Raw genomic sequence first — 15051 nt, 5'->3', positions numbered from 1 at the left:
AGGAGAACGAAACCATGCCTGAGAAGAAAACCACCGCCAGGGCACGCAAGGACGAGCGCGAAGGAAAGTCGGCCTCGACGCAGGCCGGCGAGTACGTCCGCGAGGAGATCGAGCACGTTCGCGAAGGCAAGCACGGTGCGCGCTCGGCGAAGCAGGCGATCGCCATCGGCCTCTCGAAGGCCAGGCGGGATGGCGTGAAGGCGAAGCCGTCGAAGACGGCCAGCAAGGCCACGAAGAAGAAGGCGACCCAGGATTCGCGCGCGGCGACGAAGAAGGCCACGGGCAAGAAGGCGACGGCGAAGAAGGCGACGGCGAAAAAATCCGCGGGCCGCAAGACCGCTACGAAGAAGACAGCCGCGCGGAAAGCGACGGCGAAACGCGCCACGGCGAAGAAGTCGGCCACGCGTTCGCAGGCGAGCACCCGCGCGCTCAAGCGGGAAGGGAGTTCGTCGGTCTTGAAGCGTGCCCTTTCGGCGCAGGGCCGGAAGAGCGCGGCGAAGCGCACGGCCTCCAGTCGATCGGCCGCGGCGAAGAAGGCGGCACGGACGAAGGGCGCGTCGGTGAGGAAAACGGCCGCCCGGAAGGCGGCGAAAACACGGGCGCGCAAGGCGTCCTGACAACGAAAGGCCCGCCGTCAGGCGGGCCTTTCGTGCGCGAGGTCGGTCTGGGTCAGACCGCGTCGTTGCTCAGACGGCTGGCGACTTCGCCCAGCCAGTCGTAGCCATCCATCTCGCCACCGAAGAGGTCGAAACCGCTGTTGGCTTCGGCACGGTTGCCGGTAGCCAGTTCGTAGGTCGAGATGCCGAATTCGTTACGCAGTTCGTTCATGGTCGTTTCTCCCAGTCGCAATGACCGGTTGCATCGATTCTCTGGCGCCAGCGCCGCCGGTCTCTGGCGTGGCGTGGACCTTACGCCGCCGGGATCTTCCAAGAAAGACGCGCCGGGGATCTGGTCCGTTTCGTTTGGTGAACAATCGGTTCGTTAGTCTTTCGTCACGCCGTCACAGGGCCGAATTTCTGAACTACCGAGTTTCGTTAAGCCCTTTTGTATGGGCGCCCCATGGGTTTACAAGGGCTCGCAAGGAACAAAAGGTTCGACAGCGGTTGTAAGCAAAAGGTTCAAAGAAATTCCCGATCGGCGCGATCGGTGTCCTCGATCGGATCCTTACCGTGGGCTTTCGTTCGCCGCTTGGGGGGTATCCGTTAACCCTAGTTTAACTCAACTGGGTCGGTTTCGCCAATGCGCGGCCGTATGGGCCCTTCGCCCCATGGGCGCGGGTGGCTAGAATCGGCGGTCCGGCCGGTCCGCGAACCGGCATCGCCATACCTATCGTCCAAGGGAAAACCACCATGAAGTCTCGTGCCGCCGTCGCCTGGGAAGCCGGAAAACCGCTGTCGATCGAGGAGATCGACGTCCAGGGACCCAAGGCCGGCGAGGTGCTGGTCCGCATCGTCGCGACCGGCGTGTGCCATACCGACCTGTTCACGCTGTCGGGCGCCGACCCGGAGGGCGCGTTCCCGGTCATCCTCGGGCACGAGGGCGGCGGCATCGTCGAGGAGGTGGGCGAGGGCGTCACCACGCTGAAGCCGGGCGATCACGTCATTCCCCTGTACACGCCCGAGTGCGGCGAGTGCAGCTTCTGCCGTTCGGGCAAGACCAACCTGTGCCAGAAGATCCGCGTGACCCAGGGCAAGGGCCTGATGCCGGACGGGACGTCCCGGTTCTCGCAGGGCGGCCGGCAGCTCCTCCATTACATGGGCACCAGCACCTTCAGCGAGTACACCGTGCTTCCGGAGATTTCGCTGGCGAAGATCGACAAGGCGGCCCCGCTGGATAAGGTCTGCCTGCTGGGCTGCGGTATCACGACCGGCATCGGCGCCGTGCTCAATACCGCGAAGGTCGAGCCGGGTTCGACGGTCGCCGTCTTCGGCATGGGCGGCATCGGCCTGTCCGTGGTGCAGGGCGCCGTGATGGCGAAGGCCTCGCGCATCATCGTCGTGGACACCAACCCGTCGAAGTTCGAGATGGCGAAGATGCTCGGCGCGACCGACTTCGTGAACCCGCGCGATTACCCGGACACCCCGATCCAGCAGGTCATCGTCGACCTCACGGATGGCGGCGTCGATTACTCGTTCGAGTGCATCGGCAACGTGGACGTGATGCGCGCCGCGCTCGAGTGCTGCCACAAGGGCTGGGGCGAGTCGATCATCATCGGCGTGGCCGGCGCGGGACAGGAGATCCGCACGCGTCCGTTCCAGCTGGTGACGGGCCGCGTCTGGCGCGGTTCCGCCTTCGGCGGCGTGAAGGGCCGCAGCGAACTGCCCGGTTATGTCGACCGCTACATGGGTGGCGAGATCAAGATCGACCCGATGATCACGTATACGATGGGGCTGGACGACATCAACCGTGCCTTCGACCTCATGCACGAGGGCAAGGCCATCCGCTCCGTCATCATCTATTGAGCCCTTCGATGAACGAAACGATCGACCTGATCCGCCGTTACTACGACGCCTTCAACCGCGGCGACTGGGCGGGCATGCTGGCGCTGCTCGACGAGCACGTGGCGCACGACATCAACCAGGGCGGCCGGGAAACCGGTCGCGACCGCTTCGGCGCGTTCCTTCAGCGCATGAACGTGAGCTACAGCGAGCAGCTGAGGAACATCGTCGTCATGGCGAACGCGGACGGCACCCGCGCCGCCGCCGAGTACGTCGTGCACGGCGAGTACAAGGCCACCGACGAGGGCCTCCCGCTCGCCCAGGGGCAGTCGTACGTGCTGCCGGGTGGCGCGTTCTTCGACGTGGCCGGCGGTCGCATCACGCGCATCAGCAACTACTACAACCTCGAGGACTGGCTGGCGCAGGTGCGTCGCGTCGAAGTGGACTGACGCCTTGAACGCCGGGATGGCGGGCCGCAGGTCTGATGATTCCGACCCGTCATCCGCAAAGGCGTCGCATGGCCTGGACCAACCCGTACTACGACCCGTCGAAGTCGCATCACACACCGGAAGGGTTCCGTAACCCCGAGCCGGAGACGCGGGGGCAGGGGGATCTCCAGCGCTGGCGGCGCGAGCGCAAGGAACAGCGCCTCCCCCGTGCGCCCGAGGAGGGCTACGAGGCGTTCTCGCGTCGCTGGTGGCAACGCGCCACGTTCGACGGCGCGGGCGACGCGGCCTGGTGGCTCGGCCATGCCACGATGCTCGTGCGCCACGGCGGTATCACGGTGCTGACCGATCCCGTCCTCGGCCGTCGCGCCTCCCCGCTGGCCTTCGCGGGCCCCCTGCGGCGGACCGCGGCACCCGTGGACGTGGCGGGGCTGCCTCCGATCGACGTCCTCGCTATCTCGCACAATCACTACGATCACCTCGACGCCGCGACCGTGCGAGCGCTGGCCCGCCGATTCCCGAGGGCGCTGTTCCTCGTGCCGCTCGGCCTGAAGCGCTGGTTCGCGCGACGCGGCATCGAGAACGTCCGGGAACTCGACTGGTGGGACAGCACGGACGTCGGCGGCGCGACGTTCACGTTCGTTCCGGCGCGTCACTGGAGCGCGCGCACGCTGTGGAACCGCAACCGTTCGCTATGGGGCGGTTGGGTAATGGCGTGTGACGGGTTCCGCTTCTGGTTCGCTGGCGACACCGGCTACTCGGAACGGCTCGCCGAGATCGGCGAGCGCATGGGACCCATCGACCTCGCCGCGGTGCCGATCGGGGCGTACGCGCCGCGCTGGTTCATGCGCGCGCAGCATGTCGACCCGGCGGAGGCCGTGCAGCTGCATCGCGAGGTCGGCGTCCGCCGCTCCATCGCGATTCACTGGGGTGCGTTCGAGCTGGCCGACGACGCGCTGGACGAGCCGCCGCGGTTGCTCGGCGAGGCGCTGGACGCGGCGGGCATGTCGCGCGACGAATTCCTGCTGCTCAACATCGGCGGCCGAATTGCGCTCTAATGACGCCCTTCCTCTCCTCCGGTTTCCCCGCCCATGCCGTTCCATGAATTCCGCCTCGAGGGCGACTACGTCGAGCTGAACCTGCTGCTGAAGCTCACCGGCATCGCGTCGAGCGGCGGCGAGGGCAAGCACCTGGTCGCCGACGGCCTGGTTTCCGTCGACGGCGCCGTCGAGCTGCGCAAGACGTACAAGGTGCGCGCGGGGCAGGTCGTCACGATCGGCGACGAGGAAATCAGCGTGCTGCCCGAGCAGGATTGATCGGCGCGGCGGCTCGTCCGCGATGGTTTCGCTAGAATAGCCGGCTCACCGATACCCAGAGGTTCGCCGCGTTGTCCGCCGGTACCGCTTCCGATGACGCGCTCGACGCGCTGTTCGTGCCGTTCGCCACCGGCGACCTCGCCTGGCCGGCGGACGGCGGCGTGCTGATCCTGCGCGCGCGCGACGGCTTCGCCTTGCGCGAAGCGCGCCGCCCGGGATGGACGCTGCAGCAGTCGTTCCTGCCGGCGGCGGATGCGCTCGAGCGCTCGGGCTTCACCACCACGGCGGAGATCCCCGAAGGCCGCTTCCGCCTCGTGATGGTGCTGCCCACGCGGCAGCGCGAGGAGTCGCGCGCGTTGTTCGCGCAGGCCATGGCGCACGTCGATGCGAAGGGCATCGTCGTCGCCAGCGTGCCGAACGCCGAAGGCGCGAAGACGGCCGAAGCCGACCTCGCCCTGCTGGCCGGCGGCGTGTCGAATCTCTCCAAGCACAAGTGCCGCGTGTTCTGGACGCGGCCCGGCGCGACGCCCGATCCGGCGCTGCTCGAACGCTGGCTGGCGCTGGACGAGCCGTTGCCGATCGACGACGGTCGCTTCGTCGGTCGCCGCGGCCTGTTCGCCTGGGACCGCGTCGATCGCGCCTCGGCGCTCCTGACGAGCGTACTGCCGGACGACCTCGCCGGCAGGGCGGCGGACCTCGGTGCCGGATTCGGCTACCTCGCGTGCACGCTCGTCGAACGCTGCGCCGGCATCGCCGCGGTCGATCTCTACGAGGCCGAAGCGCGTGCCCTCGGGCCGGCACGCACGAACATCGCGGCGTCGGTCTCGAGGACGGGCCGGGACATCGCGACATCGGTGCGCTGGCACGACGTGACGCAGGGCATCGACGCGGGCTACGACGTGATCGTCTCCAATCCACCGTTCCACCAGGGACGCGCCGACGATCCGGCACTCGGCCGCGCGTTCATCGCCGCCGCCGCGAAGGGACTTACGGCGCGCGGCCGGTTCTGGATGGTGGCCAATCGTCATCTCGCCTATGAAGCGACGCTCGACGCGTGCTTCGCCAGCGTGCGCACCGTGATCGAAAAGGACGGCTTCAAGGTCGTCGAAGCAAGGGAACCCCGCCGATGAAACTCGTACGCCTCCTCGCGAACCTCGGCTATGGCAGCCGTCGTCAGGTCGCGGACATGTTCCGCGAAGGCGCGGTCACCGACGCCACCGGCGAGGTGCTTTATGCCGACGACAAGCGGGAGCATGCCGACGTGCGCGTCGACGGCACGCCGCTCGATCCGCCGCAGGGCATGCTCCTGATGCTGCACAAGCCCGTGGGCTACACGTGCTCGCGCAAGGACGCCGGCCGGCTGGTGTACGAACTCCTGCCGCCGCGTTTTTCCGCGCGCGATCCGGTGCTCTCGACCGTGGGACGCCTCGACCGCGATACCTCGGGCCTCCTGCTGTTCACCGACGATGGCCAGCTTCTGCACCGGATCATCTCGCCGAAGGCCTCGGTGTCGAAAGTCTATGAGGCGACGCTCGCGAACGATCTGCGCGGCGACGAAGGCGCGACGTTCGCCGCCGGCACGCTGATGCTCGACGGCGAGACGGATCCGCTGGAGCCCGCGCGCCTCGACGTGCTCGGCCCGCGCCGCGCGCGCCTGACGCTCACGGAGGGTCGCTATCATCAGGTCCGCCGCATGTTCGCCGCGGTCGGCAACCACGTGGAGACCCTCGAGCGCGTGGCGGTGGGCGGTCTGTCCCTCGACGGCCTCCCGCCAGGCGAGTGGCGCCTGCTCGACGCCGACGACACGGCCCGCATCTTCCAGCCGCCCGGCTGAGTCGCGCATTGACAGGGCGCGCGCTTCCGCACCGTGCGCCGCTTTTGTTATGGACGCCTCGTGCACACCCGATGCAGTATCGGGAAGTCTTTCGACCCCAAGGAGTGTGCAAGATGAAACGAATCGCCGTCGCCCTGGCCGGGCTCGTGGTCTGCGTCGCCGCCCAGGCCGCCGAGAAGAGCGTGGTCGTGCCCCTGACCCTCGTCACCGCCGACGGGGCGGGCGCCTCGGTCGGCAAGGTCACCGTGACCGAGAGCGCCGGTGGCCTCGTCTTCACGCCCGACCTGAAGGGTCTGCCGCCCGGCGAGCATGGCTTCCACCTGCACGAGAAGCCGAGCTGCGCCCCGGGCGAGAAGGACGGCAAGAAGGGCGCGGCGCTCGCCGCCGGCGGCCATTACGACCCGAACAAGACGGGCAAGCACGAAGGCCCGGACTCGACCGCCGGCCATGAGGGCGACCTGCCGAAGATCACCGTGGGTGCCGACGGCACGGACACCACGGCCGTCACCGCGCCGAACCTGAAGTCGCTCGCCACGCTCAAGGGCCACGCGCTGATGATCCACGCGGGCGGCGACAATTACTCCGACAAGCCCGAAGCCCTCGGCGGCGGCGGTGCCCGCATCGCCTGCGGCGTCGTCAAGTAAGGAAGCCATGTCGCAAGGTGGGTTGTTCGCCTCCGGACCGCTCGTGATCGTCGACGACGAGCACGGGCGGTTCGCGTACGAGCCCGGCGTCGTCCCGCCCGGGCAGGCCGCGGACTGGTTCGCGTCGTTGCAGGCGGAGATTCCCTGGGAGGCGCAGCGCCGGGCCATGTACGGACGCGACGTCGCCGTGCCGCGTCTGGTGCAGCACTACGCGCTGGACGAGGCCGGCCTTCCTTCGGCGATCGCGGAAGCCGCCGCCATCGTCATCGCGCGCAGCGGCATCGCGTACACGTCGGTCGGGCTGAACCTGTATCGCGACGGACAGGACAGCGTGGCGCCGCACAACGATCACATCGAGGAGCTGGTCGAGGGCGCGCCGATCGCGCTGCTCTCCCTCGGCGCCACGCGCCGCATGACCCTGCGCGAGCGCGAGCCGCCGAAGCGGCGTTTCGACCTCGACATGGAAGCCGGCAGCCTGCTGACGATGAGTTACGCCACGCAGTTCCACTACGACCACGGCATCCCGAAGACGCGGACGACGGTCGGGCCACGGATCAGCCTGGCCTTCCGCGTCCGCCCGGGCGGCAAGGCCGGCGGGCGCCGCTACGTGACGCATCGCCAGCCCGCCTGAGGGCGTGCTCAGAACAGGTCGATGCTGCCCAGCGCCACCGGAGCGCTCAGTTCGCCGAGCGCCGCGAGCGTCTCGTATCCGTGCACGCTGTCGCGACCGTGCTGCTTGGCGAAATACAGCGCCTTGTCCGCACGGTCGAGCACGATCTCCGGGTAATCGTGCTCCGTGATGCGCGCATAGCCCACGCTGACGGTCACGTGTCCGACCTGCGGATAGGCGTGGGCGCCGACGAACGTCCGGAAGCGGTCCAGGACGTCGTGAACCTCCGCGTCGTCCTGCGCGGCGAGCAGCACGACGAACTCCTCGCCGCCGAAGCGGAACAGCACGTCGCTGGAGCGGAAGCACGCGCGCATCTGCTGCGCGAGCATCAGGATCACCTCGTCCCCGTACACGTGGCCATAGGTGTCGTTGATGCGCTTGAAGTGGTCGATGTCGAGGATGGCGAGGTAGAGCTGCGACACGCGGTCGCCCGGCACGCCGTCGTCGGATGGGCCCCGCGCGCGCTGGCGCTGGAGCTTCAGCAGGCGCTGCAGGCGCTGCTCGAAACTGCGGCGGTTGTACAGGCCGGTGAGCTTGTCGCGCTCGCTGTCGTTGAGCAGGGCAATGTAGTTGCCATAGATGCGCGCGAACCCCTCGACCATCGTGCGGACGTGGTCGAGCGCATCTTCGGATTCGAGCATCAGTGCGCCGATGGCCGCGTTGTCGCGCTGGATCGGTATGACGAGGCGGCTGATGCCGTCGTCGGTGACGTCGCTGATCGCCTCGAGCATCTCCATCGCGCACACGATGGTGTCGATGGGATCGCCCTCGCGGATGGGATCGATCGCCTCGACGACGAACGCGCCGTCCGGCTTGCGCGAGCACACCACGATCGATTCGACGGGGTGGTTCATGCTGTCGCCGCGCTTGCACAACGTGACGCTGTTGACGGAGACGAGTTCGGCGAGTGAGAGCACCACGCTATGGTCCAGCGCGTCGATGTCCCGGTGGTGCGTGAACTCCGCCACGGACGCGAGCAGGCGCGACTCCGGCATCACGCCGGCAAGGGCATGCCAGGGTGCTCTCATGTCGGGAGCGTCCCCATGCCGACGATGTGACTGACCTTACGGATTCGCACTTACCACCTCCCCCGAAGTCGGGCCGGATCGCGCCCCGGTGTGCATGTCTGCCGAACCCCGACTGGCATGTCCCCAGCAAGTAATTACGGCGGTCCAGCCGGAAACTTTAGGGGAAAAGTGGGCTGGATGTAAGGAAATGTGAAGGAGGTCGCAGTCGTTGGTCTTAACAAACGTGAAGGAGTGCGTTAGGGGGTGGTCGGCCAGCGGTCGAGAATCCCGGGATCGACGCCGACCCTGCGGCACGAGCGCGAGGCGACGCCTTCGGTGAGCGCGGCGCGGAACAGGGGCGCCATGCGGCGTAGCGCCGCCGATGCCAGCCGCGCCTTGCGGAGGTCTTGCTCCGACCGGCCGAGAAGCTCGTTCGCCCAGGGCGGAAGCAACGCGGCGCCGGCATGCAGGAAGACGTCGCGGGAAAGCCCCGCCAGGGGTACCGGCAGGTCGAGGCGCGCCAGGACGTCGAGCACGACGCGCGAGCGTTCGCCGTAGACGAGCGTCGGCCGCACGTGGTCGATGTACGCGTCCAGAGCCGCCACGGAACCCGGCACGTCGCGCGCGCCGAGTGCCTCGGCCACGCGGCGCGTCTCGTCCAGATACGCATCGGCGATCCGGGCGGGGACGTCCAGCGGGCCATACGCCCGATACCCCGCGAGGAAGCTCGACATCTCGCTGACGTGGACCCAGGTGAGCAGGTCGGGGTCGTCGGCGGCATAGGGCACGCCGGCTTCGTCGCTGCCGCGGACCTGCGCGTGGATGCGCCGCACGTGCTCGATCATCCCTTGCGCGGCAGCGGTGGGGGCATACGTGGTGCCGCCGACGAAGGCGGTGGTCCGTCGCAGCCGGCCGACGAGGTCCTCGCGGAAGTTGGAGTGATCCCAAACGCCGGCCAGCGCACGCGGATGCAGCGTCTGCAGGTAGAGCGCGCACAGGCCGCCCGCCAGCATGCCGCAGAAGTCGGCATGCACGCGCCAGGTGACGCTGGAGGGACCGAACAGGCCGGGATCGCCCGCGGGATGGTCGTAGTCGATGGCGCCGGTCTGCGGACGCGGGAACGCCGATAGCACCCAGCGGCGGATGGGGCCCGCGGCCGGTCGCAGGAGATGGCCGAACGCTCCCATGATCAGTCGCCCGACAGCCAGCCCCGCCATTTGAAGAACAGCACGGGCAGCAGGATGCTCAGCGCGATGGCGCCGAGCGCGAGCGGGTAGCCGAACGTCCAGTCGAGCTCGGGCATCCGCTTGAAGTTCATGCCCCAGATGCCCGCGAGGATCACGGGAGGAATCGTCGCCACCGAGGTGACGGTGAGCACCTTCATCACGTGGTTCTGGTCGGTACTGATGAAGCCGAGGCTGGCATCGAGCAGGAACTGCAGCTTGTTCGTCAGCTGGTCGTCGAACTCGTCGAGCGTGCGCAGGTCGTGGTCGACGACGCGCAACCGCAGCTCCACCTCGTCGGGCATCCAGTCGGGTTTCTTCGCGCGCACGAACGAGACGATGCGCTGCACGCCCAGCATCGACGAGCGGTTGCGCGCCTGCTCGCCCTCGAGGCGGCCGACCTCGAGCATGCAGTTGCGCAGCGCCGGCGTGCCGATGCGTTCGCGGGTGAAGATGCGGTCGGAAAGCTTCTTCAGGTCGGCCGAGACGTCTTCCATCCGCTTCGCGGCGAGGTTCACGATGGCTTCGATGAGCGTCGCCAGGACGTCCGCGCTCGACTCCCAGCGATGCACGTTGCAGCTTTCGTTCGCGAGATCGAAGGCGGGGGAGGGGGCGAAGCGGAGCGTCATCAGCACCCGGTCGGTCACCACGATGCCGACCGGCGCCGCCTTGTGCCCGTTCGCGCTGTCCGCGAAATAGGGGATGGACAGGTACATCGCGTCGTCGTCGGTGCGGATGCGGCTCGACAGCGCGAGGTTGTCCACGTCGCCGCGCTCCGGGATGCGGAGGCCGGTGATCTCCGCGGCGCAGGCACGCTCTTCCTGTGAAGGATCGAACAGGTCGATCCAGATCGGCTTGTCCGGACGCCCCATGCCGGGCTTCCAGGGGGCGGGCGGTCCGCTGTGTCCTTGCTCGTGGATGGTCAGCACGTGCGCTCGTGGCCTCGCGATTCGCAGGAAATCACCGGCCGCGAGGCCGGAACGTACGGCAGTTTACGCCCGCGGCGTTTGCGCCACGTGGATGGCGTCGGCCGCCGGAGACGCGCATGCTTGGCGCACGACCCCATGCCGGAGAGAACGATGAGCGACGTGGCCAAACCGCTGGAAATCATCCACGACGAGGCGAACCAGGTATTCAGGGCGGTCGTCGATGGCTACGACTGCGAGGTGGAGTACCGGCTGCAGGACAAGACGATGGTGATCACCCATACGGGCGTTCCCTCGCCGGTCGGAGGCCGCGGCATCGCCGCGCTGCTGACGAAGTTCGCGGTGCAGACCGCCGAGGCGAAGCACTGGAAGGTGACGCCCGCCTGCAGCTACGCCGCGACGTGGTTCCGGCGCAATCCCGAGTACGCGCATTTGCTGGCCTGAGCCAGCACATGGTCGATCGCGTCACGGGGCGGTAGGAGCGCGCCCTGCGCGCGACATCGTTTCGCGCAGCCGGCAAGCTGCGGCGCCAGCTCGTGGTCTGTCATCGAAAGATGTCGCGCGCAGGGCGCGCTCCTACATCCTCGTTCAGGTACGTGTTAGGTTTTGGGTTTCGATCAGAGAGCGGGACCCATCGATGCGTACCAAGTGGATCGTCGCCGCCGTCGCGCTGGCATGCGCGGGCGTGGCCCAGGCCGACACACCGGCGAAGACCGGGGAAGACCCGCGGATCGCCGCGATCCTCGAATCGCTCGGCAAGGTTCGCAGCATCGGCTCCGTCTCCCTCTCGCCCGACGCGAAGCACCTCGCCTGGACGGTGAAGACCAACGGCAAGCCCGTGCTCGAAGTGGCCGACGCCGACGGACGCAACGCCCGCCGCGTCACGGCCAGCAGGGGCTGCGGCGAGACCGGCGCCGTCTGGGCGCCCGATTCGCGGCACCTCGCGTTCCTCTCCGACTGCGCCGGCAAGGCGCCAGGCGTGGAAGAGGGCAGGCAGAACGACATCCATGTCGCCGACATCGCCGGCAAGGCACCTCCGCAGCGCATCACGCACCTCACGGGCTACGTCGACGGGGTCGAGTGGCGTCCGGACGGCAAGGCGCTCGGGTTCCTCTACGTGCCGAACGCGACCCGACGCGCGAGCGCCACCGCCGCGGCGAAGCCGCAGCTGGGCGAGATCGGTGTCGAAGGCATCGAAGTCCAGCAGGTGGCCACGGTCGACGTCGGCGGCGGGGCCGTGCGCACGCTGACGCCGGCCGGTCTGCATGTCTATGAATTCGCCTTCTCGGGCGACGGCGGGCGGATCGCCTACGTCGCCGCCGAGCCGCCCGGAGACAACAACTGGTGGATCGCGAAGCTGTACGTCCAGCCGGCGACCGCCAACGGTAAGCCGACGGCGATCGTCGACACCACGACGTTGACCGGTCCCCTGAAGAATCTGCAGGTCGCGGTGCCGCGCTTCTCGCCGGATGGGTCCCGCATCGCGTTCATCGGTGGCCTGATGAGCGATCAGGGCTCCACCGGTGGCGACATCTGGACGGTACCTGCCGCCGGTGGCGCCGCGCCGGTGGACGTCACGCCGGGCATCCGGACGACGCCGGCGTGGCTCGCCTGGACGGCGGCGGATCGCCTGATCGTCGGGGAACACGCGGCGGGCGCCAGCCGGGTCTCGCGTTACGAGCTGCCGGCGAGCGGCGACGCGACCGCCACGACGCTGTTCGAGGTGCCCATGACGATCGGCGACGGCCGGCTGTCGATGTCGCTCTCGTTGAGCGCCGACGGGGCGAAGGCGGCGTTCGCCGCCAGTTCGTTCGACAAGGCGAACGAGGTGCAGGTCGCCGACCTTTCGGGCCAGGGGACGCCGGTCGCCGTCACCGCGTTCAACGCCGGACTGAAGCCCTCGTGGGGCAAGGCCGAGTCCATCGCGTGGAAGAGCGAGGGGCAGGACGTCCAGGGCTGGCTCCTGTATCCCGCCAACTACGATCCGAAGAAGCGTTACGGGATGATCGTCTCGATCCACGGTGGCCCCGCGGCCGCGGTGACCCCGCGCTGGCCGGGCGTCGGTTACGGCGGCGCCCCGCTGTCGGCGCTGGGGTATTTCGTCTTCATGCCCAACCCGCGTGGCAGCTACGGGCAGGGCGAGGCCTTCGTGCAGGCCAATCGCAAGGATTTCGGCTATGGCGACCTGCGCGACGTGCTGGCCGGCGTCGACGCCATCGAGAAGAACCACCCGGTCGACGACCGCCGTCTCGGCCTCACCGGCTGGAGCTACGGCGGCTTCATGACGATGTTCGGCGTCACCCAGACGCAGCGCTTCCGCGCCGCGGTGGCCGGCGCCGGCATCTCCAACTGGCAGAGCTATTACGGCCAGAACCTGATCGACCAGTGGATGAAGCCTTATTTCGGTGCCTCGGTCTACGACGATCCGGCCGTCTACGCCAAGAGCTCGGCGATCAACTTCATCAAGCAGGTCAGGACGCCGACGCTGGTCGTGGTCGGCGAGCGCGACGCCGAGACCCCGGCGCCGCAGTCGTTCGAGTTCTGGCACGCGCTGCGGGCCCAGGGTGTGCCCACCTCGCTCGTGGTGTACCCCGGCGAGGGCCACGGATTCGCCCGCGATGCCAGCCGCCGCGACGTCCTCGCCCGGGCCCTGGCCTGGTTCGATCGCTACCTCGCGGCGCCCGCACCCTGAAGGACGCAGCCCGGCCGGTCGCCGTTCCGGGACCGGCGCATTGCGTTTTTTCGCGGACGCAGCATCATGCGGGACGGGAGACGGCGTCTCATGAAATGTGAAGACGCCAGCGGAATTCGTCGCATGACCTAAAGTCGAGGGCGGTGATGGCCGATAATCCTGGGGACAAGTGGCATAGCGTCCGGGCCGATCGCAGGCCCGCCGGTGTCGCCCTTGGGCATTTCGTAGAATCCGCGGGTCGGTCGCCGTGCGCGCCGGTCGGCGACGTGTCCCGTGATCCGGGCCGGAGCGTGGCGTGCTGACACATCGTAGCGTCGAGAGCGGCTTCATCGCCGCATCGAATTGCGCGCGCGGGTCCCTGTTCGGGGCCGGCGGCGGGTCGGCCTGCACGCCCTTCAGCACGGGCGGGGCCGGGCTGGGCTGGCTCCTCGCCCTGATGGCCGTCTGCGCCCTGGCGGCCATCGCCATCGGCTGGCTGCTGGGGCAGCGCCGCCGCCTGCATGCCCGCCTCGAGGATCCGCGCGAGCAGGCGAGCCGCGCGCTGGCCTTCCATGCCTACCACGACACCCTGACGGGTCTGCCCAACCGCGCGTTCATCATGCGCGAACTCGAGCAGGCGCTGGCGTCGCCCGACGGCGACTCGCTGGCCGTCATGTTCATCGATCTGGACGGCTTCAAGTCGATCAACGACACGCTCGGCCACGAGGCCGGCGACGTCTTCCTGCGTGCCGTCGCGTCGTCGTTGCGCAGCAGCGTGCGGGCGCGCGACACCGTATCCCGCTTCGGCGGCGACGAGTTCGTCGTGGTCGTGCAGGCGTACGGCGGCATCGAGAATCTGGTCCGGGTCTGCCGGAAGGTGCTCGATCTCGTCTCGAAACCGGTAAGCGTTTCCGGCCAGCTGGTGGCCGTCAGCCCGAGCATCGGCGTCGCCGTCGCCCCGAAGGACGGCCAGCAGGCGTCGACCCTGATCCGCAACGCCGACGCGGCGATGTACGCGGTGAAGGAAACCGGCAAGGCCGATTTCCGGTTCTACGAAGAAGGGATGCTGGAGCTGGCGCGCGAGCGGCTCGCCCTCACGGTCGATCTGCGCGAGGCGCTGCAGGCCGGGCAGCTATCGGTCGAATATCAGCCCAAGCGCAACCTGCGCGACGGCAGCCTCGCGGGGGTGGAAGCGCTGGCGCGCTGGCACCACCCGACGCGCGGCGATGTCCCCCCGTCCGTCTTCGTGGCGATCGCCGAGCGCTCGGGCCTGATCCATGCGCTGGGCGAATACGTGCTGCGCTCGGTGCTCAACCAGGTGCTGGCATGGGACGCCTCGGGCACGGTCGTCGACTACGTGGCCATCAACCTTTCGATGCACGAGCTCAGCCGGCCCGCGTTCGTGGACACGCTGCATCGCGCGGTGCGCTCGTATGGCGTCGACCCGACCCGCATCCGCTTCGAGCTCACCGAATCCACGGCGATGCGTCAGCCGGAAGAAACCATGCGCCAGCTGGTCAAGCTGCGCTCGCACGGCTTCGACCTCCTGATCGACGACTTCGGCGCCGGCTACTGGAACCTGAGCCATCTGCGCGAGCTGCCCGTCGGCACGATCAAGATCGACCAGTCGTTCGTCCGCGGCAGCACGCTGAACCTCGCCGATCGCGAGATCACCGAGGCCATCGTCGGCCTCGCCAAGAAGCTCAACATGCGCACCATCGCCGAGGGCGTCGAAACCGAGGCGCAGGCGGATTGGCTGCGCGACCTCGGTTGCGACATCGGCCAGGGCTATTTCTTCGCTCGTCCGATGACCGCCGACGCGTTCACCCGGTACCTCGATCCGACCGTGGCCTATGCCGGCTGACCGCCTCACGCG

The 15051-nt window shown here is 68.4% G+C and carries 16 protein-coding genes; 12 read left to right on the top strand and 4 right to left on the bottom strand.

Translation table 11 applies throughout. The features are described 5' to 3' along the window. Positions 1-14: 14 nt before the first annotated feature. The gene (locus tag J2X58_RS06925; protein ID WP_310047210.1) at positions 15-617 is read left to right on the top strand and encodes a DNA-binding protein; all 603 of its coding nucleotides are present in this window, start codon (positions 15-17) and stop codon (positions 615-617) included. A gap of 52 nt (positions 618-669) precedes the next feature. On the opposite strand, the gene J2X58_RS06920 is transcribed toward J2X58_RS06925, so the two are convergent. Beyond that, on the bottom strand, positions 670-828 hold the full coding sequence (locus tag J2X58_RS06920) for a hypothetical protein (protein WP_310047209.1): 159 nt from the start codon (positions 826-828) through the stop codon (positions 670-672). A gap of 521 nt (positions 829-1349) precedes the next feature. Between J2X58_RS06920 and J2X58_RS06915 the strand changes: the two genes are divergently transcribed. From J2X58_RS06915 to J2X58_RS06880, 8 genes are all read left to right on the top strand, one after another. Then, on the top strand, positions 1350-2462 hold the full coding sequence (locus tag J2X58_RS06915) for an S-(hydroxymethyl)glutathione dehydrogenase/class III alcohol dehydrogenase (protein WP_090052969.1): 1113 nt from the start codon (positions 1350-1352) through the stop codon (positions 2460-2462). Between the two features lie 8 nt (positions 2463-2470). Continuing rightward, positions 2471-2887 carry a ketosteroid isomerase-related protein gene (locus tag J2X58_RS06910; protein ID WP_090052971.1) on the top strand — a complete coding sequence of 139 codons (417 nt, stop codon included), beginning with the start codon at positions 2471-2473 and terminating at the stop codon, positions 2885-2887. Between the two features lie 68 nt (positions 2888-2955). Next, positions 2956-3942, top strand: a complete 987-nt coding sequence (locus J2X58_RS06905) for an MBL fold metallo-hydrolase (protein WP_310047205.1) — start codon at positions 2956-2958, stop codon at positions 3940-3942. Between the two features lie 33 nt (positions 3943-3975). Continuing rightward, a complete protein-coding gene (locus J2X58_RS06900; RefSeq protein WP_090052974.1) occupies positions 3976-4200 on the top strand; it encodes an RNA-binding S4 domain-containing protein in 225 nt (74 codons plus the stop codon). A gap of 71 nt (positions 4201-4271) precedes the next feature. Then, positions 4272-5330 (top strand): methyltransferase, encoded by a 1059-nt coding sequence (locus J2X58_RS06895; RefSeq protein WP_310047202.1) that lies wholly within the window; start codon positions 4272-4274, stop codon positions 5328-5330. After that, on the top strand, positions 5327-6034 hold the full coding sequence (locus tag J2X58_RS06890) for a pseudouridine synthase (protein ID WP_310047201.1): 708 nt from the start codon (positions 5327-5329) through the stop codon (positions 6032-6034). The genes J2X58_RS06895 and J2X58_RS06890 overlap by 4 nt, the downstream gene beginning before the upstream one ends. Before the next feature lie 113 nt (positions 6035-6147). Beyond that, positions 6148-6678 (top strand): superoxide dismutase family protein, encoded by a 531-nt coding sequence (gene sodC / locus J2X58_RS06885; protein WP_090052979.1) that lies wholly within the window; start codon positions 6148-6150, stop codon positions 6676-6678. A 7-nt stretch (positions 6679-6685) separates the two neighbouring features. Next, complete coding sequence (locus J2X58_RS06880; RefSeq protein ID WP_310047198.1) at positions 6686-7309, top strand: alpha-ketoglutarate-dependent dioxygenase AlkB; 624 nt, start codon at positions 6686-6688, stop codon at positions 7307-7309. Between the two features lie 8 nt (positions 7310-7317). On the opposite strand, the gene J2X58_RS06875 is transcribed toward J2X58_RS06880, so the two are convergent. From J2X58_RS06875 to J2X58_RS06865, 3 genes are all read right to left on the bottom strand, one after another. Next, complete coding sequence (locus J2X58_RS06875; RefSeq protein WP_090052983.1) at positions 7318-8376, bottom strand: GGDEF domain-containing protein; 1059 nt, start codon at positions 8374-8376, stop codon at positions 7318-7320. Positions 8377-8612: 236 nt separating this feature from the next. Further along, positions 8613-9542, bottom strand: coding sequence for an oxygenase MpaB family protein (locus J2X58_RS06870; protein ID WP_310047195.1), 930 nt, complete (start codon positions 9540-9542; stop codon positions 8613-8615). Positions 9543-9544: 2 nt separating this feature from the next. Further along, positions 9545-10507, bottom strand: coding sequence for a CorA family divalent cation transporter (locus tag J2X58_RS06865; protein ID WP_310047194.1), 963 nt, complete (start codon positions 10505-10507; stop codon positions 9545-9547). 150 nt (positions 10508-10657) lie between these two features. On the opposite strand from J2X58_RS06865, the gene J2X58_RS06860 reads away from it, so the two are divergent. The 3 genes from J2X58_RS06860 (at position 10658) to J2X58_RS06850 (ending at position 15039) form a co-directional block, all read left to right on the top strand. Continuing rightward, entirely contained in the window at positions 10658-10948 is a 291-nt protein-coding gene (locus tag J2X58_RS06860; RefSeq protein WP_310047192.1) for a GNAT family N-acetyltransferase, read from the top strand. A 193-nt stretch (positions 10949-11141) separates the two neighbouring features. Further along, positions 11142-13196, top strand: coding sequence for a S9 family peptidase (locus J2X58_RS06855; protein ID WP_310047190.1), 2055 nt, complete (start codon positions 11142-11144; stop codon positions 13194-13196). Between the two features lie 295 nt (positions 13197-13491). Next, entirely contained in the window at positions 13492-15039 is a 1548-nt protein-coding gene (locus J2X58_RS06850) for an EAL domain-containing protein (RefSeq protein ID WP_090052991.1), read from the top strand. The last annotated feature ends 12 nt before the right edge of the window (positions 15040-15051 follow it).

It is taken from the genome of Luteibacter sp. 3190 (assembly GCF_031456385.1).
GTDB lineage: Bacteria > Pseudomonadota > Gammaproteobacteria > Xanthomonadales > Rhodanobacteraceae > Luteibacter.
This window is presented reverse-complemented; position numbering and strand designations above follow the sequence as displayed.